This is a genomic window from Massilia sp. METH4, from assembly GCF_037094685.1.
In the GTDB taxonomy this organism is placed as follows: Bacteria; Pseudomonadota; Gammaproteobacteria; order Burkholderiales; family Burkholderiaceae_D; genus Rugamonas.
On the sequence record NZ_CP146614.1, the window covers coordinates 3,197,719 to 3,216,290 of the forward strand.

Below are 18,572 nucleotides of genomic sequence, written 5' to 3' on the forward strand. Positions count from 1 at the left end.
CTGTGGAAATGAAAACGGCCGCGGCCCCGGAAGTGGGAGCGCAGCCGCCGTATCGCCTTGCGACGAAGCGTTTAACGCTGGCCCTGGTACATGAAGCCGCTGTCGTTCAGGCCGAACTTGTATTTCCTGTTCATCTCGATGATCTCGGCGCCGGCCAGCAGCAGCGGGCCATAGCCGTGCGCGGCGCGGGTACTGGTGGGGCGGTAGTAGTAGAACGCCGGGTCGAACGCCATGCCGGTGCCCACGCAGATGCCTTCGATCTCGCCCTTCGCGTTCACCTTCGACGCCACCGCATTCCAGGCCAGGTTGGCCATCGGGCCGTACATTTCCTTGTCCAGGTACCCGCGGTTGACGGCGCGCGCGATCGCATACGTGTAGATCGCCGTGGCCGACGTCTCCAGGTAGGAATCGTTACGGTCGATCAGCTGGTGCCACAGGCCGTCCTTGTGCTGGTACTTCGCCAGGCCCCTGGCGTGGGCGCGCAGCTGGTCTTCCACCTGCTTGTAGCCCCTGTGGTTCTTCGGCAGCACTTCCAGCACCTCGACCATGGCCATGATGGCCCAGCCGTTGGCGCGCGCCCAGTGCAGTTCCGGGTGGTCGCGCAGGCCTTCCACGTAGCCGTGCATGTAGATGCCCAGCTGCGGGTTGAACATCCGCTTCGAGAACTGCACCACCTGCCTCACCGCGTCGTCGTAGTACTTCGCGTTGCCCGTGTCCTTGCCCAGCAGGGCGATGGTGGGCACGCCCATGAACATGTCGTCCAGCCACAGCGTGTTGGTCAGCGGGCGCTGCTTGTTGCCGCCCTTGCCATCGGGGCCGCCGCGCGCCAGCGTGCCGTCCGGCAGGCGGTACTCCTTCTCGGTGACGAACTTGCCGCAGACGTCGACCAGCTGGCCATAGTTCACCTTCGAGCCCATCTGCTTGGCCTTCAGGAAGCTCATGCACAGCGCGCCGGCATCGTCCAGCGCGTGCGGGTTCAGGAAGCTCTTGATCGGCGCCTGCGCGTTCGCCGGATCGGCCTTCACTGCCGGCAGGTACAGGCGCGTGAGGTCGGCCAGCAGCTGGTGGCGCTTGATCGTGTAATCCGTGTAGCGCTTGTCGCCCGTGGCGGCGCCGGCGGCCAGCATGCCGGCGTATGTCACGCCCCATTCATAGCTCGTGAGGCGGAAGTCGCCGGGTTTCAGCACCGCGTCGGGATCGGCCTTGTCCAGCTTCGCGATCGGCGCGTGGGTGGTCTTGTTGATCAACTCCGCCGGCGTGGTGGCGTCGAGGTAGTTGAACACGCGGTCCATCACGGCCTTCACTTCGGCCGCCTCCATGGCGCGGTAGGGATTCGGGTATTTGACTTCGAGCGCGTGCAGCATCGCATCGGCTGCGGCGGGGCCCTTTTCCTGCGGGGGCGGGGCTTCCTGCGCGGCGAGGTGCAGGGAAGTACAGGCGAGCAGCGTGCCGATCAACAGCCGGCCAGCCTTCATTTTGAACTGGGTCTTCTTCACTTGAACAATCGTCTCCGAGGTTGAAAAGGGCCGCGCTTGTGTGTCGCGCTTTGATTCTCAGGCACAGTAGCGGATTAGCTGTTCAGGTGCAATGCGGTGAGCGCGCAAGGGGGCTTTTGCTCGCATTGTTGATTGGAGAGGGGAAGAGGCGGGCGTTTGGCGTGCTGGCCGAGGTGGCGAGCGCAAACGAAAACCGGTGTCAGGCACCATTTTTCGGAGAAAAATGGTGCCTGACACCAAGGGCATCGCGGCGGCGCTTACATGCCCGGGCCGAAGCCGCCACCGCTTGGGCCGAAGCCGCCGGGGCCGCCCGGCCCGCCTGGCCCGCCCGGCGGCATCGGGCCGCGGAACATGCCGGGGTTGTTGCGCAGGCCCGGGTCGCCCGTCACGCCGCCGAAGCTGTAGCTCAGGGCGACCATGAAGGTGCGGCCCTGCTGCTCGGTGTAGTTGTACTGCCGTACCGTATTCGTGATCTGCCGGTTCTCGTTGACGTTGCTGTCGAACAGGTCGCGAATGCTGGTGCGCAGCGACCATTGCGGCGACAGCCGGTACATCCACGACAGGTGCGCCTGCCAGTTCGGTTCGGATTCGTACAGTCCGACGAGCTGCCGGCCCGTGTAGTTGCCGTTCAGCTGGATCGTGTGGCCTTCGAAGCCGGAGTACTGGAAGCGCAGCTGCAGCGTGGGCGTGTTCTGGCGCTTTTCCGATTCCACCGAATAGTTGGCGCCATTCTCGTTCGTCTGCGTGGCAAGGTACGACTGCACCACGCGCCGGAAGCCCAGCGTGGCGTCCAGCCGCAGTTCGCGCGAGGGCCGTGCCTGCAGGTTCCAGCTGATGCCGTCATTGGTCTTTGCGCCAAAGTTCACGGCCTCGCTCACCACCGCCGTGCTGCCCGGCACCGGCGTCAGGAAGCGGCCCAGCAAGGGGCTGTCCTTCTCGCGGAACAGCGAGAGGTTGCTGTTCACGAAGCCCCAGGTGTCCGTGTATTTCAGCTCGTACTTGTCGCCGTGCGTGGGCGCCAGGCGCGGGTCCCCCTGCGTGTAGTTCTGGTCGTCCACATATTGCACGTTCGGGTTGATGTCGTTCAGCGTAGGGCGGCTGATGCGGCGCGAGTAGGCGCCCGTCACCGTGGCGCCGCGCTCGCCCCAGCCGTATTGCAGGTGCAGGCTGGGCAGCAACTTCTTCGTGGCGTCGCTGGCCGAGTTGCCCTGGTTGATGTAGTCGATGTGCCGGCTCACGCGCTCGTAGCGCAGGCCCGGCAGCACGGTCCAGTGCTCGGAGACTCGAATGTTCGGCGAGAAGTACACGGCATAGGATTTCTCGGTGTTCCTGAACGCGCTGGCGCGCGCGGCATCGATCACTTCCTCGCCCGTCAGCGGGTCGATGTTGAAGTAGTCGGCATCGGATTCGCCGGTGCTGCGGCCCACCTTGGCGCCCGCCTTGAAGTTGAAGCTGGGGTTGATGCGCTTGTTGTAGTCCAGCGAGAGTTCCGTCAGCCGGTTCGACACGTCGTTGCCGTTCGTGCTTTCCGGCCGCGCGCCGGACGGCGGCGCCACCACGTAGGCGTTGCGGTTCCGGCTGTCCATCTTCGAATCGTTGCCGGAAGTGCGCAGGTCCACGTTCAGCTTCTCGGTGGCGCTGTACTTGCGCTCCCAGCCCAGTGCCAGCTGGTAGACGGAGGCCTGGTTGTCGCGCTCGATGCTCCGGTAGTACTCCTCGTAGGGCGAGGTGCCGCCGTGATACGTCTGGTAGTACTCGTTCGAGCCGGTCTCGCGCAGCGAGCGGTTGAAGTTCATGGCCGCGCTCACGCGGTCCGTGTCGCCGATGTTGTAGCTGATCGTGGGGTTCAGCGACAGCGTCTTCGACGGCGTGCGGCTGCTGTTCTCGCGGTGCGTCGTCCACACGGTGCTGCCCACGTCCGTCTCGGTATCGGAATAGCCGGTGCGCTCGAAGACATTGCGCATCACGCCGACCTGGCCTTCCACCTGGAGGCGCCCGGTGACATAGCTGCCCGAGAGCGACGTGCCGTAGCGGCCTTGCGAGCCCACGTTGACGGAGGCGACGCCCTGCGCGCCGGGCGGGCGCACGCGCCGCGTGACGAGGTTGAGGATCGGCCCATTGCCGCCCTCGGAACCGAATTCGGCGCCCGGCGTGGTGATCACTTCCACGCTTTCGAGCGCCTCGGCCGGGTAGCTGTTCAGCGCATCGCCGGCGTTCTGGCCGGAGAACATGGCCGAGCGCTTGCCGTTCACGAAGACCTGCGCATTCTGGTTGCCGCGAATGGCGACCTTGCCATCCTGGTCGACGGTTACGTTCGGCACGTTGGCGATCACGTCGGCCGCCGAGGCGTTCGGCGTGACCACTTCCGATTTCACGTCGTAGGTGGAGCGGTCGATCTGCTCGGCCGGCCGTTCGGCCACCACGGTCACGGTCTGCATCTGGCCGGTCGCCTGCTCCGGCTTCTTCGTTTCCTCGGCCGGTTTACCGGTCACGGCCGGTGTGGCACCGAGCTTCGGCGCGGTTGGGGTCTGCGCCTGCGCGAGGCCCAGCTGCCCGACGAGGGCGCCGAGCAGCAGGGCGGGCAGGGGACGGGGACGTTTGCTTTTATTCATTACTTGACAGCGCGATGATGGGATATGGCCGCGATTGTAACCGCCGCATCTCTTGCCATTATTTCCACCGCGATACGTTAAGTAACATAATGTGCATATTGCGTTCAGTTCGCGGCGCGCAGCGCGGCGAGAACGTCTTCCGGCACCGCGATCACGGTACCGTGGCGCATGCGCACCGGCGTGCCTTCGTCCGGGAAGCGCATCCTGTCCGTCACGTTCTCCCAGGTCTTCATGTCGCGCGAGCGCAGCGCGCCGTAGTGCTTCGTCGTGTAGGCGTCGAAGTACATGATCACGTCCTGCCCGGCCTGGATCGCGGTCGGGCCTTCGACCCACAGTCCCTTCGGCGTGATCGGTTCCGACAGCGGCTTGAACGGCCCGCGCAGATCCGGTGCCTCGGCGACCTGCAGGTACTTGCGCGGCGGCTTCACGGTTTCATCCTTCACGATCAGGTAGTGCTTGCCGTTGGCGCGCACGAAGGTGGCATCGATCACGGAGAAACCCGGGTCGTAGAACAGCCGGGTGGGAGCGAAGCTCTTGAAGTCCTTCGTGGTGGTGTAGTACATGCGGTGGTTGTACTTCTGTTCCGAGGACCCGGCCGTCTCGTTGAACTTGCCCGGCACCGTGGACGCCCAGAAGATCAGGAACTCGGCGCGCTTGTCGTCGTAGACGATTTCGGGCGCCCACGCGTTCAGCACGCCCGGCTCGTGCGCCATCACGGGCAGTTCCTTCTGTTCGGACCAGTTCAACAGGTCCTTCGAGGATGCATAGCCGATATTGTTCTCGTTCCAGCCGGAGGTCCACACCATGTGGTACGTGCCGTCCGGCCCGCGCACGATGCACGGGTCGCGCATCAGCTTCGACTTGCCTGCTTTCGGGGTCAGGTAGCTCCTGCCGCCGCCGAGCTTTTCCCACCGGTAGGCATCGGTGCTGGCGGCGAGATGCAGGCCATCCTCGCCGTTCTTCGTGAAGTAGGCGAACAGGTAGCCATCGGCGGCCAGGCAGGGCAGGCTGATGGAAAGCAGTGCGGCAGCAAGTACTTTGCGGATCATCGGTTGGCCTCGTCGCCCAGCGGGCGCTCGTTGGTATGGCGCGGGCTTGCCGGCACGGCGAACCTGTCGAACGGGTCGGGGTGGGCGGGGTCGAACGCGAAGCCGTCCACGATGTGCGAGGCGACCGGCAGCTTGGCGTCGCGCAGGCCCGCCACGATCGCTTGGGCCAGCAGGTAGGCGCCGTAATTGCTGTGGTGCGTGTTATCGAGCTTGTCCGGCTCGGGCAGCGCGAACGCGTTCTTCGAACCTTCGACGCCCAGCGCGCCGTACAGCACCTTGCTGGTGGCGTTCAGGTCGATGAACGGTACACCCAGCTCCCCGGCGGACTGGCGCGCGGCCACGGCGTAATCGGCCAGGGTGGATTCGGGCCTGCCCTGCGCATCGAAGCGGCGGCGCTCCATCGACGACACCACGACCGGCAGGCCGCCGGCGGCGCGCACCATCTCCACATGCTGTCGCAGCTCGGCCCTGTAGGTGGTAAACGGCCCACCGGTGCCGGCCTTGATCTGCTTCTGGTCGTTGTGGCCGAACTGGAGGATCACCACGTCGCCGGGGCGCAGCTGCGAAACGATCTTGTCGATGCGGCGGCGCGCCAGCGAATCACGGAACGTCTCGCCGGACTGGGCGTGGTTGGCGATGGCCACGCCGGGCTTGAAGAAGCGCGTCAGCATCTGGCCCCAGCTGGCGTAGGGCTCGCTGGGCTGGTCGCTCACGGTCGAGTCGCCGAGCAGGAAGATCGTCGGCACCGCGTCCTGGCCGGTGAGCGGCTTGATCTCCACCCGGTCGGCGCCGCCGTGGATTTCCAGCGTGAGGCGCTTGTCCCACGCCCAGGCCTCCTGCACCGTTTCGCGCGGGGCCTTCAGGTTCACGGTGCCGGGCTTTACGCCATTCGCCGCCGCGATGACGGGCGTGCGCGTGTTGACGACGAAGGTGCGCGTGACGGTCTGGCCTGCCGGGACCACCACGTTCTCCAGCATCAGGCGGCGCAACTCGGCCTTCACGGTGTGCGTGCCGGGGCCCAGCGTCACGGTGACGGCCACATTGCCTTCGGAGACGTCGGCGGAAAAGAACGTTGCGGAGCTCGTGTCGCCGGGTTCGTAGCCGAAGCCGCGCGTGGTGTCGTATTGCACGCCCGGTTGCACGGCAGTGTGGCCGGAGGCTGGCTTTCGGGTGAAGTCGAAGCGCCAGCCGGCGGCGGGCATGGCGGCGAGGGAGGTCTGGGCGGCCAGGGCGAGGAGCAGGCCGAGCGTGCGTGTCTTCATGAGTGGTGGGGATTGGGTTGCCTGCGCTGTATTCTAGGGCGGGGGACCGGCGCGGCTGCCGTGGGTGCGGAAAGAATCAATGGCGTGAGCGGTGGGCTTCCGAATCGTGCGACCTCGGAGGAAAACCGGTGTCGGACACTATTTCCGCTCGCGGAAATAGTGTCCGACACCGGTGCTCGGCGGTCGGCGGTTTCCGGTTGCAGGAACCGATGCGCGAGCAGACCGCCAACGCGAAGCCGGTATTACTTCGTCACCGCCAGGGCCACCTTCACGGGCGCCTTTGCCCGCGCGGCGGTCAGCGCCACCTGCTGCTGCCACGCTTCCTTCGAAGTGATCTCGCCGGCGCGGCTCCACGCGGCGCCCACGTAGTAGGTGAGCGGCTTGCCGGAGGTGACGGGGGCGATCACGAAGTCGTTGGCCTGGTCGGAACCGGCGCCCTGGGCGGTCGGCACGACGACGGCGACGCCGAAAGCGTCGTTGCTCTTTTGCGTGACCCACTGGCGCAGCGAGCCTTCAGCCGCCACGCGGTCGGTGGCGATCCGCGGGTCCTGCCCCTTGTCGCTCGGGGTCTTGTTCAGGCCCACCACCGCGTTCAGTTGCTGGGGACCCGTGAACGTGAACGTGGATTCGACACGGTCGAACCAGTGGCCGGCATCGACGGTGAAGCGGCGCACCTCCGAGACCTGGGTGCCGGCCGCGTCGAACGCGTCGTACGACAGCTCGAAGATGGCGCGCACCGGGCCGTTCGCCAGCACCTTCCACTTCGCGTAGTTATTGGCCTTGGCGATCTTCGAACCATCCCAGATACCGGTGCCGCCGGCGCCCAGCGTGCGGCCCACGTTGTACATGTCCATGCCTTCGCCCTGGTCCACGTGGTAGTGGTCGTGGCCCTTGTTGTACCAGCGGTCCACGATCGGGTAGGGCACGCGCTTGAACCAGATGTCGTTGCCGCTGGTGACCAGAACCTCCTTGCCGCTGCCGGCCGGCGCCGGCGCGCCCAGGGCCGGGCCGTAGGTGCGGTGCGCCACCTTGTCGTTCTCCCACGCGAAGTCGTCCAGGCGCTCCTGCACGTAGCGGGCGAACACCTTGGTGGGGAAGGGCGGCGACACGGTTTCCGTCTTCTCCACGATGAACGTTGCGCTCTTCTCGCCGGCCTTGAAGTCGTGCTGGAAGATCAGGTCGCCGTAGGCGATACCGCGGTTTTCCGGGTCCTTGGCCTGCGGCGCCACGTTCGTCACCTGGTAGGGCAGCAGCTTGCCGGCCGCGTCGCGCACGGCGATCTTCTGCAGCAGCGCGCCGGGCAGGGCGCGGTTCACTTCCGACCAGGGAACCGTGATCGTTTCGGACGGCCGCGCCGCGTCCAGCTCGTGGGTGACGGTGATCGTCAGCTTTTCGGCGTGGGCGGCGGGCAGGGCGAAGGCGGTCGATACGGCAAAGGCGGCGGCAAGCTGGAATCGGTTGTTCATGGTGCTCTCAAAGTGGTTGGTGGAACTGGAGAGTTGGGCGAGGTGTCGCCATGGTGCCAGGAATGGCAACCGAGTATCGGGACTCGCTCAGCAGGTGTCAACGGATCGGGCGATTCGATCAAGAAGCTGAGCGGTTCGCGTGGCGGGGATCAGCCCGCCATCCCCAGGAAGGGGCTCGCGTCGATGGGCATGACCATCCGGAATTCCGTCCCCACCGCCTCCGAGCTGTGCACGACCGCGCTGCCGCCGTGCGTTTCGGCCACTTCGCGCACAAAGCCGAGGCCAACGCCCCATTCGCGCAGCGTGGGATGGGTTTCGCGGTGGCGCGCCGAAAACAGCGTGCGCACCACGTCCTGCGGCAGCACGTGCGCATGCAGGACCGCGATGATGGCACGGCCATTGGCTTGCCGGACGGTGATCGAGACGGGAGCGGCAGCGTCCTTGCCCTCCGCGAGCAGGATGCGCAGCGCCTGCCGGAGCGACATGCGGCACCAGGTGCCGGTGACGGCATCGCCGGTAACGGAGGTGTCCGCGCGGTTCGCTTCGCGGCACACTTCAAGCGCCAGTGCATGCAAGTCGAAAGTGGATAGCAGCAGCGGCAGCTTCTCCGGCTGCGCCACGTCGTGCCGGTCAAGGTCGTCCAGCGCCGTTTCCAGCTTTTCCACCCGCAGGCGGATGCGGGTTGCCAGCTCGGCAGCGCGTTCCAGGCTGCCGCTTGCCATGATGCGCTGGCTCGAAATACCGATCACGTTGAGGTGTTCGCGGAACACGGTGATCGTGGTCTTGAACATCGCCTCGAGTTCGCGCCGCTGGACGAGGAAATATTCGTCCAGCGCCTCGCGTTCCACCGTGTCGAAGCTCTGCGTCAGCGCTGCCAGGTGCCCATGGCCGAGCACGAGCCCTTCCTCCCGCGCGATCTCGGCCATGCAGCTGCGCAGCACCTGGAACTCGCGCAACACATCGGCAGGGCCGAAGCCGTCCTGGCGTGCCCGCTCGGCGCCGTGGGCGCGGGCAAGGCTCGTACGATCGAGCTCGTCCGGAGTCGCCATCGATACGGTCAAGTAATCGTAGAGCTCGGGCAGCGCATTGAACAGCTGCGCTTCCGGCAGCACCGCGCTGCACGGGATCTCGTCCGCCACGCGCTGGCGCCAGCGGAACAGCACGCGGTCGCGAAGCCGGCGCATTTCGCGGCTGACCTGTTCGCGGGCTGTCGAGGGCATGCTGTAGGGCTCCACGTTGATAGTGAGCGAGAAGCTACCATGAATCGCAGGAGGAGAGTGCCTTATGGTCAAGCGTGCGCCGGTCGTTGGGCCGATTGATGACGGCAACGGGGCGGGCAGACCACTATCAACCTGCTAGTGTTGCGCGTGATTAACATTATTATTTTTATAATGCATTATTTACATTAGAATGATGGCTGCCAATATTTTCATGACAATTTGGCACTAACTCATCTGGGGAAAACATGAAGATCAAGCACGTATTGAAAGGCGCTGTTCTGGCTGCCTGCTGTGCACTGGCACAGTCGGCCATGGCGGACGAGTGGGCGTTCGAATGGCGCGGGTTCCAGATAAACAATCCCGACGGGTCTTATTTTGACGCGAACTTCGACTATAAGGGCACCTTCACCGCCACCGATGCCAACCACGACAATGCGATCACGCTCGAAGAACTGACTTCCCTGAAAATCTGGGGACAGGACCTTCTCGTCTGCCCATGGGAAGGCGAAAGCTGCGGCGTCTCGGCGTTTTCATACAACGCGGCCAGTGGCCTGCAATTCTCGGCTTACTATTATTACAGCTATGAGGACGAATGGTCGCATTCGATCGATACGGACGCCTACACCTACGATGCCCGCGAATCCTTTACCTGGAATCACTCGGGGCAAGGCAGCGTTAACGAGTGGTATACGCGCGACTTCACGCCGCAGACGGTGGAAACGGTTACGCTGATCAGCTCCGTGCCGGAGCCGACGACCTACGCGATGCTGGGTGCCGGCCTGCTGCTGATGGGCGCAGTTGCCAAGCGCCGCAAGCAGTCGTAAGCCGTATGCAAAGGCCGGCCTGCCGGCCTTTTCATTGCGATGGCAACAGCGTTCGCCGGCGGCCTGCCTGTATAATGTGCGGCCCCGCTAGATTGCCCACCGCATGCCCGCCGCGATGAACACCGTTACCACCCCCGCCCCCGTCTCGACCGCCTCCACCGCTTCCTACCGCGGCCGCCGCCTGTCCGTGGCGCCCATGATGGACTGGACCGACCGCCACTGCCGCGTGTTCCACCGCGAGATCACGAAGCACACATGGCTCTACACGGAGATGGTGACGACGGGCGCGCTGGTCTATGGCGACGTGGAGCGCCACCTGCGTTTCAACGAGGAAGAGCACCCCGTGGCCCTGCAACTGGGCGGCAGCGACCCGAAAGACCTCGCCACGTCGGCGAAACTCGGCGAAAAGTGGGGCTACGACGAGATCAACCTCAATTGCGGCTGTCCGTCCGAGCGCGTGCAGAAAGGCGCGTTCGGCGCCTGCCTGATGGCCGAGCCGGAACTGGTGCGCGATTGCGTGAAGGCGATGCGCGACGCCGTGTCGATCGACGTGACCGTGAAGCACCGCATCGGCATCGATGATGCGCAGAGCTATGACTTCGTGCGCGATTTCGTCGGCACGGTGGCGGACGCCGGCTGCACCACGTTCATCGTCCATGCCCGCAATGCAATCCTGAAGGGCCTGTCGCCGAAGGAAAACCGCGAGATTCCGCCGCTGAAGTACGAATATGCCTACCGCCTGAAGCGCGACTTCCCCCAGTTCGAGATCCTGATCAATGGCGGCATCAAGACCGAGGCCGAGATCGACGAACACCTGCGCCATGTGGATGGCGTGATGCTGGGCCGCGAGGCCTATCACAACCCCTACCTGATGGCCACGTTCGACAGCAAGTACTACGGCGACCCGGCGCCCGTGAAGACGCGCGAGGAAGTGCTGCGCGCGATGATGCCTTACATCGCCGCCCAACTGGCGAAGGAGGGCGGGCGGGGGCTGAAGCTCAATACGATCACGCGCCACATGCTGGGGCTGATGCAGGGGCTACCGGGGGCCAGGCAGTTCCGGCAGACGCTGTCGGATTCGAAGCGGCTGGCAGCCGGGAATCCTGAGTTGCTGCTGGAAGCGTTGCGGCGCTGAGGGGCTGGCTGCCTCATAAGAAAACCGGTGTCGGACACCATTTCCAGTGGAAATGATGTCCGACACCAAACGCTGCGAAAATGGTGTACGACACCAGTCAGTGTATTTTCGGGTTCCATTCCAGTGCGCTAACGCACTGATTTCGCTCATGTATGCGCAAGAAACGATCAGTTTCTCGCGCATCGTCGCCGAACTGTCGTAATTTCCCCATAGAAATCCCCGATACGTGTTATCGCGTATGATTTCGCTTGCTTGACAGCAAGTCACAGAATTATACTTTCCTCATGGACACACGTTTCGTCGTTCTTCGATGTGTGGAATAGGAAAGAAAACTACAGCTGTTCCGCGTTTTCTTCCTCTTGTTTTGCATTCGCAGTCAATGTTTGCTACTGTGGATACTTGCACAACGGCAATTATTGGTGAGCTAATACAATAGTTCGCCAAGGCTGACCCAACAAACTGTCAAAAACAAAGAGCCGAAATGAACTTAAGCAAAATGAAGGTGGGCACCCGTCTGGCGCTCGGTTTCGCACTGGTACTGGTATTCCTGGTGGCCGTGACCGTGGTCGGTATTTTCCGCCTCGCCCAGATCCAGGATCGTCTCGACCATGTAGTTAGCGTTAACAACGTCGTCACCCGCCTGGTCGTCGACATGCGCAACAACGTGGCCGACCGTATCGGCTCGCTGCGCGTGCTGACGCTGATGTCCGACCCGGCCGACATGGAGCCGGAATTCGCCCGCCTGAAGGAACAGACGGCGAAGTACGATGCCGACCTGAAAAAGCTGGAAGCCAAGTTCGCCCTCGAGGCATCGGCGGAAGAAAAGAAGCTGCTGGCGCAGATCAAGGAGCATGAAGCCGTGGCCATGCCGGCCATCGAGCGCGCTTCGCAATTCTGGCTGGCCAACGACGCGATGAGCGCCACCCGCGTGCTGATCAAGGAAATCCGCCCCGCGCAAAAGAAGTGGATGGAAGCGCTGGACCAGCTGGGCGCCCTGGAAGACAAGGTGAACAAGGAATCGGCGATCGGCGCCAAGGAAGGCTTCGAAAGCGCCCGCAACTTCATGATCGGCATGGGCGTGCTGGCCGTGCTGCTGTCGGTGGCCGCCGCATACGCCATCACCCGCGGCCTGCTTAAGCAGCTGGGCGGCGAACCGGATTACACCGCTTCGATCGCCGGCAGCATCGCCAACGGCGACCTGTCCGTGGCCATCGACACCTCGGCCGCCGCCAACGATAGCCTGCTGTCCGAGATGAAGGGCATGCGCGACAGCCTGGTGGGCATCGTCAGCCAGGTGCGCGTGGGCACCGAGACGATCGGCACCGCCTCGCGTGAAATCGCGGCCGGCAATATCGACCTGTCGTCCCGCACCGAGATGCAGGCAGCATCGCTGGAAAAGACCGCGTCGACGATGGAAGAACTGACCTCGACCGTGAAGCAGAACGCCGACAACGCCCGCCAGGCGAACCAGCTGGCCGCCAGCGCTTCGGAAGTGGCCCGCAAGGGTGGCGCCGTGGTGTCGCAGGTGGTGGACACGATGAGCTCGATCAACGAATCGGCCAACAAGATCGTCGACATCATCGGCGTGATCGATGGCATCGCCTTCCAGACCAATATCCTGGCGCTGAACGCCGCCGTCGAGGCGGCCCGTGCCGGCGAACAGGGCCGCGGCTTCGCCGTGGTCGCTTCCGAGGTGCGCAACCTGGCGCAGCGCTCGGCCGGCGCGGCCAAGGAAATCAAGTCCCTGATCGGCGACTCGGTGGAGAAGGTGGAGCGCGGCTCGAAGCTGGTGGGCCAGGCCGGCGTGACGATGGACGAAGTGGTGGCCTCGGTGCGCCGCGTGACCGACATCATGGGCGAGATCGCCAGCGCCAGCCAGGAGCAGAGCAACGGCATCGAGCAGGTGAACCAGTCGATCATCGAGATGGACAGCATGACCCAGCAGAACGCCGCGCTGGTGGAAGAAGCCGCCGCCGCCGCGCAAAGCCTGCAGGACCAGGCCGCCGAGCTGGCCCGTGTGGTGTCCATCTTCAAGCTGGAAGCCGGCGAGGAGCGTGCCGTGGTCGCAGCCGTGGCCACCGCCGCCAAGGCCGTGCCGACCACCGCCAGCGTGAAGCCGGCCGCCGCGCCGCGCAAGCCGGTGCCGGCGATCGCCGCCAGGCCCGTGGCGGAAAAACCGAAGAAAGCCGTCGCGGCGGCCACGGCCGGCGCGGACGAGTGGGAAGAATTCTAAACAAACCGAGACAACGACCTCTATTTCTCAAATTTGAACGGAACAACAATATGAACAAGCACCTGATCACCTTCATCGCCGCCACCCTCGTCTCCGGCGCGGCTTTCGCCTCCGAAGTGGCGGCCACCGTCGACGCCCGCAAATGCAAGGCCGAATACCCGAAAGCCTCGCTGCTGAACGAAGAGCAGGGTTCCGTGACGATGGCCTTCCTGGTTTCGCCGAGCGGCGACGTGGTCGAGTCAAAGGTGGAGAAATCGAGCGGCTTCAAGAACCTGGACAAGGCCGCGCTGAAGGCGCTGACCGCATGCAAGTTCACGCCGGGCAAGAAGGACGGCACCGTGGCGCAGACCTGGACCAAGGTCGACTACGTTTGGGCGCTGTAATCGCACGTTGACTGGACAAAAGGGGAATCAGATGAACAAGCGTTTCATGGGTGTGATTGCCGCGATGCTGTTCGCGGGTGCTGCTGGCGCCGCCGAAGTGCCGGCGGCCTTCGATGCCAAGAATTGCCGGGCCGAGTATCCGAAAGCCTCGCTGATGAACGAAGAGCAGGGCACCGTGTCGATGTCGTTCCTGGTGTCGGCCGGCGGCGACGTGAAGGATTCGAAGATCGACAAGTCGAGCGGCTTCAAGAACCTGGACAAGGCCGCGATCAAGTCGCTGTCCGCCTGCAAGTTCAAGCCCGGCTCGAAGGACGGCTCGCCGGCCGAAACCTGGACCAAGGTCGATTACGCCTGGAAGCTGGACTGATTTCTCCACTATTCCTGCTTTACCTCTTGAGCCGGCGCATGCCGGCTTTTTTTCGCCCCGTCTTCACGGTCACGTGCGCCATATTGTTGGCGTGAGCGCACATCTGTTAATCTGCCGGTACCACCAGTCCGACCGATTCCATGAAAACGCCGCTCTGCCTGTCCCTGATGTCCCTGACGCTGCTCGCCGGTTGCGGCATGTTGCGCAACCAGAACGACCCGGCGCGGGCCGGCCAGACCGTTTCGGTGGTCAATGCGATGACGTGGACGAATCCGCTCTCCGGCAAGCGCGACGGGGTGCGCACCAGCTGGCCGCTGGCGCAGCTGGCCGGCCATGAAGAGATCTTTCCGCTTGCGCAGATCAAGGATTGCCCGGCGAAGGAAGGGACGCAGGCCGTGCCGTGCAAGTGGGGCGTGCTGAGTGCCTCGCGCAACATCACGCGCTACGACTATATCGCCGGCGGCGTTGTGCTCGACCTTGGCATGGCGGTGGACGTGCACCGCCGCCAGCAGGATCGCCGCCGCAACTTCTCCACATCGATGGCGATCCCGACGGACGTGCCGGCACTGCAATACCGCAAGGCCCTGCAACAGGGCGTGGCGCTGCCTTACGGAAAGGTGTATCGCATCGATTTCGATTACGGCCTGCGCTTCGAGATCTGCGCCCGCCGCCTCGACAAGAACGGGCGTGCGCTCGATGATTGCGACATACCGTATATTTGATTTCACCATTCAACCGACGGAGGAACTGATGGCGCAATCGAAATCTTCGGGAAACCAGAACAAGCAGTCCGCCACGCAGGCGGAAATGGAATCGACTGCTTCGAACGCAAAAAAGAAGAGCGGCAAGGAGGCGGCGAGCCATACCAAGGCGGGCAGCAATGAAGGTGCCGGCGGCGGCAAGAAGCGCGCCCGCAAGCACTGATCCCGGCCGCGCGGCCGGTGGCCGTGCGGTTATCGACGCCGCCATTGACGCATTCGCATGGCGGCCCTGTTTCACTGTTGTTTGCCGCTGTAACGGTGTGTAAATCCGCGGCGGAGGCGCTGGAAATTCCCTATAGTTCTCTATTGGGAAGGAGATTTACCATGAAACGCTTATTGATACCTGCCGCTGCTGTCGTCACTGCGGCCGTGCTGACCGGCTGCGCCGTTCCCGGCCCCTATTACGCCGCGCAACCTGTCGATCCGTACCAGTGGCGCACCGTGTCGGTGACGCCGGTACCAGTCGGCACCGCCGCCCGCAGCGGGTCGACCGTCACCTACACGACCGAGCCGCTGCCGGCGGCACCGACCGTGACGTATGTGCCGCAGCCGGTCTACGTTGCGCCACCCGTGTACTCACCGGCGCCCGTCTACGGACCGTCTTACTGGTTCCCGCCGATCTCGATCGGGCTGGACTTCGTGTGGAGCAGGCATTCTGGCCGTGGCTGGGGCCACGGCTACCATGGCCGCGGCTGGCGCGGCCGGCGCTGATTGCCGTTGTGGTGATCTGTGCTGATCCGTGCTGATTCGCAACGCCGGCGTGCATAGCGCCGGCGTTTGTGCATGGGGCGCCGCCAGCTCAGTGGAGCAGGAAGAACGTTGCGTTATGCAGCAGGTCGGTGGAGCACAGCAGGTAGGTGGACGTACCGACCAGGCCGAGCAGGATGGTACCGAAGGTGAGGGGGATGTGCCGTAACATGGTGGGCTCCTTTTGACTTAAGTTCATCTTAAGAGAGCGGCTGTCGGGAGTCATCGGCAAAAGGTTGGGCGAGTTGTAGGAGTAATGCTCGTGAAAATGCGCAGGCTGTCCGGCCTGCGTTTTTTTTACTAACGGTGAGTTCATGTCTCTCGGGGTCAGACCCCGTGTGACACGAGCTCATCCATCAGCGGCGGTTGAACTTGATCGCGGTGCCATCCGGCGCGGTATCGAGGGCGTCCGAAATCGCCAGCCAGGCCGTCAGGCTTTCCGGGTGCTTGATGCTGATGCCGGCGCCGTCGATGTAGCCGATCAACTCCAGCGTCTTCGCATCCATCTTTGCCTTCGACACGGTCGGCGCCACGATTACCAGCCGGTCGTAGGCCTTGCGCACCTTGTTTTCCCATTTGTGCAGGCTGGTGTCATCGAAGCGATTGGCTTCGAAGTACACGGTCAGGGAACCGTCCGGATTGCCGTAGCCGACGATGCCGGCGCCCTTGCGGATCGGGCCATTGCCAAGGTCCATGGCTTCCGTCGGCACGAAGACACCGGCGCGGCCGTCGGGGCCCGGGCGTTCGGTCGGGGTATCCTTGCTGTAGGTGGAGATTTCTTTCAGGGTCGGGCTGGCGGTGGACATGATGTCGCATATTGGTGAGGGGAATGACATATTGTAGCTGGAAATAAATTCCGTAGCGCAACAATGTGAGGATTTTTCCAAGCGTTTGGGCGCCGCGCAACGCCGGGTCGGCGATTTGCTATCACGGACTTATGGCAGGAGGATTCCATGAAGATTTCGGCAGTCGTCAACAATGGTCCAGGCGGGCATGAGGTGCGGGTGCATACCGACACGGTCTCGAAGACGCTGGGAATTCCGGCGGGGAAGGGCGGCCGCGGTTCGAGCGTCAATGGCGGCGAATTCCTGATGCTGGCAGTGGCCACGTGCTTCTGCAACGACCTCTACCGCGAAGCGGCACGGATGGGCATCGGGATCGATGGGGTGGAGGTGGAAGCGGTAGCCGAGTTTCCCGGGCCGGGGCTGGCGGCGACCGGCATCTGCTACCGGGCCAAGGTGTCGTCATCCGCCGCGCCGGAACGGATCGCGGAACTGCTGCATCGCACGGATGCGGTGGCGGAGGTGCATAACACCGTGCGGGCGGGGGTGGCGGTGGAATTGCTTGGGTGAATCCGGCAGTCGCGTAACCGCCGGTACCCATCAGAGGAAATGACATGAGGCAGCGCAAAACGGCGATTGCAGGCCTACAGCTATCTCGATGCGGTCCGGGATAGCACGGAGGGACGAGACTGGTGCGACGTACACCAATTGAAGACGCCTGATCTCGCCTACGAACTCGCCGCTGACATCGCCAAGCTCCCAGCTCCCGAGCGGAAGAAGAACGCATCGATTCTATTGATCGAGTTATTGCATCGCTGGTTTCCGTGTCCAGCCAAAGGAGGCAGGCCATGAAGCCGCTGTTTGACCGGGTGGAGCAGGATTTCCCGAAGAGCGAGAAGCGTGAGGTCTTGTACTCGGAAGAATGCGCCCGGACGTGCTTCTTCGGCGCGATGGAAATCTGGTTCTGGCCGCTGAAGTAACGCACCGCAAAACAAAAAAGGCCACATGCCGAAGCATGTGACCTTTTCATCGAATCCGGTGGGGTGGCTGATGGGGCTCGAACCCACGACAACAGGAATCACAATCCTGGACTCTACCAACTGAGCTACAGCCACCACTGAACTACGTTTTCTGTTTCGCCAGTAGCGCAACAGAGGCCGCATTATACAAGGCCGATTGGCATCTGGCAAACCCCATTTTTCGAAAAAGTTTCCTGAAACCGGGGTCAGACCCCGGTTTTTGGAAATATTTGCTGGATGATGGGCCGGCGGGGGAGCAGAGGGAGCGGCTGGGGCGAGGGAACACCGGTGTCGGACACCATTTCCCGAATGAGGCGTCCGGAAAATGGTGTCCGACACCGAGCGAGCTACGCCCTCCTTGGGCGGGATCAGACGTCGACGGCTTCGACCTGCGGCGTGAGCGCCAGGAGTGCGCGGAAGGCTTCGGCGAGCACGGCGGCGCTGGCGGTGGTGTAGCCGCGCAGGTGCGCGACGCCGGCGGGACGCAGCATGCCCGCGCCTTCGAGCAGGCGGGCGAGCTGGCGAGCGACGGCGTCGCCCGTGTCGATCAGTGTGACGGGCGCATCCGGATCATGGCTCGCGTGGCGCGCGACCACCTGGCGGATCGACTGCTCGACGAACGGGTAGTGCGTGCAGCCCAGCACCAGCGTGTCCGCGCCGCCATCGAGCAGCGGCACCACGTATTGTTCCAGCAGCGCCATCGTGCCTTCGCACCCCAGCTGCCCCAGCTCGATCTGGTCGACCAGGCCGATGCACGGTTGCAGCAGGAATTCGGCGCCGGTGGCGCCGGCGATCTGGTCGCGCAGGGCGAGGAACTTGGCGCTGTGCAGCGTGCGGTCGGTGGCGAGCACGCCGACCTTGCCGGACTTCGTCACCGCGGCGCCCGGCTTCAGGCCCGGTTCCACGCCCACGATGGGCATGCCGGGCCACTGCGCGCGGATTGCCTTGATGGCGGCCACGGTGGCGGTATTGCAGGCCACGACCAGCGCCTTGACGCCTTGCCCGAACAGGAATGCGGCGACCGCCAGCGAACGCTGGACCACCCATTCCTCTTCGCGGTCACCATAAGGCGCGTGACCGGAATCGGCGAAATAGATCAGGTGCTCGTGCGGCAACTGCGCGTGGATGTGGCGCAGCACCGAGAGCCCGCCCACGCCGGAATCGAACACGCCGATCGGAGATTCGGCATTCACGGAGTGGACGGACTGGGTCATGA

General features: G+C 63.9%; 18 protein-coding genes and 1 tRNA gene. 10 read left to right on the forward strand and 9 right to left on the reverse strand.

What is annotated here, in order from left to right:
• Positions 1-71: 71 nt before the first annotated feature.
• The 6 genes from V6Z91_RS14015 to V6Z91_RS14040 form a co-directional block, all read right to left on the reverse strand.
• A complete protein-coding gene (locus V6Z91_RS14015) occupies positions 72-1,496 on the reverse strand; it encodes a glycoside hydrolase family 88 protein (protein ID WP_338771283.1) in 1,425 nt (474 codons plus the stop codon).
• Between the two features lie 257 nt (positions 1,497-1,753).
• A complete protein-coding gene (locus V6Z91_RS14020) occupies positions 1,754-4,108 on the reverse strand; it encodes an outer membrane beta-barrel family protein (RefSeq protein WP_338771285.1) in 2,355 nt (784 codons plus the stop codon).
• 104 nt (positions 4,109-4,212) lie between these two features.
• Positions 4,213-5,157: a glycoside hydrolase family 43 protein gene (locus V6Z91_RS14025; protein ID WP_338771287.1), complete on the reverse strand. Its 945-nt coding sequence runs from the start codon at positions 5,155-5,157 to the stop codon at positions 4,213-4,215.
• Positions 5,154-6,419 (reverse strand): rhamnogalacturonan acetylesterase, encoded by a 1,266-nt coding sequence (locus tag V6Z91_RS14030; RefSeq protein WP_338771289.1) that lies wholly within the window; start codon positions 6,417-6,419, stop codon positions 5,154-5,156. Before V6Z91_RS14030 ends, V6Z91_RS14025 begins: the two co-directional genes overlap by 4 nt.
• 242 nt (positions 6,420-6,661) lie before the next feature.
• Positions 6,662-7,885, reverse strand: coding sequence for a DUF4861 family protein (locus tag V6Z91_RS14035; protein WP_338771291.1), 1,224 nt, complete (start codon positions 7,883-7,885; stop codon positions 6,662-6,664).
• A 149-nt stretch (positions 7,886-8,034) separates the two neighbouring features.
• Entirely contained in the window at positions 8,035-9,105 is a 1,071-nt protein-coding gene (locus V6Z91_RS14040; protein WP_338771294.1) for an ATP-binding protein, read from the reverse strand.
• Positions 9,106-9,350: 245 nt separating this feature from the next.
• Here V6Z91_RS14040 and V6Z91_RS14045 point away from each other — a divergent pair, with 245 nt between their 5' ends.
• The 8 genes from V6Z91_RS14045 (at position 9,351) to V6Z91_RS14080 (ending at position 15,519) form a co-directional block, all read left to right on the forward strand.
• Positions 9,351-9,929 carry a PEP-CTERM sorting domain-containing protein gene (locus V6Z91_RS14045; protein ID WP_338771297.1) on the forward strand — a complete coding sequence of 193 codons (579 nt, stop codon included), beginning with the start codon at positions 9,351-9,353 and terminating at the stop codon, positions 9,927-9,929.
• A 196-nt stretch (positions 9,930-10,125) separates the two neighbouring features.
• On the forward strand, positions 10,126-11,064 hold the full coding sequence (gene dusA, locus V6Z91_RS14050) for a tRNA dihydrouridine(20/20a) synthase DusA (protein WP_338771846.1): 939 nt from the start codon (positions 10,126-10,128) through the stop codon (positions 11,062-11,064).
• A 481-nt stretch (positions 11,065-11,545) separates the two neighbouring features.
• Positions 11,546-13,297 (forward strand): methyl-accepting chemotaxis protein, encoded by a 1,752-nt coding sequence (locus V6Z91_RS14055; RefSeq protein ID WP_338771300.1) that lies wholly within the window; start codon positions 11,546-11,548, stop codon positions 13,295-13,297.
• A 50-nt stretch (positions 13,298-13,347) separates the two neighbouring features.
• Positions 13,348-13,680: an energy transducer TonB gene (locus V6Z91_RS14060; RefSeq protein ID WP_338771303.1), complete on the forward strand. Its 333-nt coding sequence runs from the start codon at positions 13,348-13,350 to the stop codon at positions 13,678-13,680.
• A 31-nt stretch (positions 13,681-13,711) separates the two neighbouring features.
• The gene (locus V6Z91_RS14065) at positions 13,712-14,047 is read left to right on the forward strand and encodes an energy transducer TonB (RefSeq protein ID WP_338771305.1); all 336 of its coding nucleotides are present in this window, start codon (positions 13,712-13,714) and stop codon (positions 14,045-14,047) included.
• Positions 14,048-14,187: 140 nt separating this feature from the next.
• A complete protein-coding gene (locus V6Z91_RS14070; protein ID WP_338771307.1) occupies positions 14,188-14,769 on the forward strand; it encodes a hypothetical protein in 582 nt (193 codons plus the stop codon).
• Complete coding sequence (locus V6Z91_RS14075) at positions 14,735-14,971, forward strand: hypothetical protein (RefSeq protein WP_338771308.1); 237 nt, start codon at positions 14,735-14,737, stop codon at positions 14,969-14,971. The genes V6Z91_RS14070 and V6Z91_RS14075 overlap by 35 nt, the downstream gene beginning before the upstream one ends.
• A gap of 161 nt (positions 14,972-15,132) precedes the next feature.
• Entirely contained in the window at positions 15,133-15,519 is a 387-nt protein-coding gene (locus V6Z91_RS14080) for a hypothetical protein (RefSeq protein ID WP_338771310.1), read from the forward strand.
• A 392-nt stretch (positions 15,520-15,911) separates the two neighbouring features.
• Here V6Z91_RS14080 and V6Z91_RS14085 read toward each other — a convergent pair whose 3' ends face one another.
• A complete protein-coding gene (locus V6Z91_RS14085; protein WP_338771311.1) occupies positions 15,912-16,361 on the reverse strand; it encodes a hypothetical protein in 450 nt (149 codons plus the stop codon).
• Positions 16,362-16,508: 147 nt separating this feature from the next.
• Here V6Z91_RS14085 and V6Z91_RS14090 point away from each other — a divergent pair, with 147 nt between their 5' ends.
• Complete coding sequence (locus V6Z91_RS14090) at positions 16,509-16,907, forward strand: OsmC family protein (protein WP_338771312.1); 399 nt, start codon at positions 16,509-16,511, stop codon at positions 16,905-16,907.
• A 278-nt stretch (positions 16,908-17,185) separates the two neighbouring features.
• The gene (locus V6Z91_RS14095; protein ID WP_338771313.1) at positions 17,186-17,317 is read left to right on the forward strand and encodes a hypothetical protein; all 132 of its coding nucleotides are present in this window, start codon (positions 17,186-17,188) and stop codon (positions 17,315-17,317) included.
• Between the two features lie 59 nt (positions 17,318-17,376).
• Here V6Z91_RS14095 and V6Z91_RS14100 read toward each other — a convergent pair.
• Positions 17,377-17,452, reverse strand: a tRNA-His gene (locus V6Z91_RS14100).
• A 272-nt stretch (positions 17,453-17,724) separates the two neighbouring features.
• Positions 17,725-18,570 carry a glutamate racemase gene (murI, locus tag V6Z91_RS14105; RefSeq protein ID WP_338771315.1) on the reverse strand — a complete coding sequence of 282 codons (846 nt, stop codon included), beginning with the start codon at positions 18,568-18,570 and terminating at the stop codon, positions 17,725-17,727.
• Positions 18,571-18,572 lie beyond the last annotated feature (2 nt).

Excerpts from the sequence above, each read along its gene's own strand:
- V6Z91_RS14020 (WP_338771285.1), bottom strand. The coding sequence starts at position 4,108 with ATGAATAAAAGCAAACGTCCCCGTCCCCTGCCCGCCCTGCTGCTCGGC.
- V6Z91_RS14025 (WP_338771287.1), bottom strand. The coding sequence starts at position 5,157 with ATGATCCGCAAAGTACTTGCTGCCGCACTGCTTTCCATCAGCCTGCCC.
- V6Z91_RS14030 (WP_338771289.1), bottom strand. The coding sequence starts at position 6,419 with ATGAAGACACGCACGCTCGGCCTGCTCCTCGCCCTGGCCGCCCAGACC.
- V6Z91_RS14035 (WP_338771291.1), bottom strand. The coding sequence starts at position 7,885 with ATGAACAACCGATTCCAGCTTGCCGCCGCCTTTGCCGTATCGACCGCC.
- V6Z91_RS14040 (WP_338771294.1), bottom strand. The coding sequence starts at position 9,105 with ATGCCCTCGACAGCCCGCGAACAGGTCAGCCGCGAAATGCGCCGGCTT.
- V6Z91_RS14045 (WP_338771297.1), top strand. The coding sequence starts at position 9,351 with ATGAAGATCAAGCACGTATTGAAAGGCGCTGTTCTGGCTGCCTGCTGT.
- dusA (WP_338771846.1), top strand. The coding sequence starts at position 10,126 with ATGATGGACTGGACCGACCGCCACTGCCGCGTGTTCCACCGCGAGATC.
- V6Z91_RS14055 (WP_338771300.1), top strand. The coding sequence starts at position 11,546 with ATGAACTTAAGCAAAATGAAGGTGGGCACCCGTCTGGCGCTCGGTTTC.
- V6Z91_RS14060 (WP_338771303.1), top strand. The coding sequence starts at position 13,348 with ATGAACAAGCACCTGATCACCTTCATCGCCGCCACCCTCGTCTCCGGC.
- V6Z91_RS14065 (WP_338771305.1), top strand. The coding sequence starts at position 13,712 with ATGAACAAGCGTTTCATGGGTGTGATTGCCGCGATGCTGTTCGCGGGT.
- V6Z91_RS14070 (WP_338771307.1), top strand. The coding sequence starts at position 14,188 with ATGAAAACGCCGCTCTGCCTGTCCCTGATGTCCCTGACGCTGCTCGCC.
- V6Z91_RS14080 (WP_338771310.1), top strand. The coding sequence starts at position 15,133 with ATGAAACGCTTATTGATACCTGCCGCTGCTGTCGTCACTGCGGCCGTG.
- V6Z91_RS14085 (WP_338771311.1), bottom strand. The coding sequence starts at position 16,361 with ATGTCCACCGCCAGCCCGACCCTGAAAGAAATCTCCACCTACAGCAAG.
- V6Z91_RS14090 (WP_338771312.1), top strand. The coding sequence starts at position 16,509 with ATGAAGATTTCGGCAGTCGTCAACAATGGTCCAGGCGGGCATGAGGTG.
- V6Z91_RS14095 (WP_338771313.1), top strand. The coding sequence starts at position 17,186 with ATGAAGCCGCTGTTTGACCGGGTGGAGCAGGATTTCCCGAAGAGCGAG.
- murI (WP_338771315.1), bottom strand. The coding sequence starts at position 18,570 with ATGACCCAGTCCGTCCACTCCGTGAATGCCGAATCTCCGATCGGCGTG.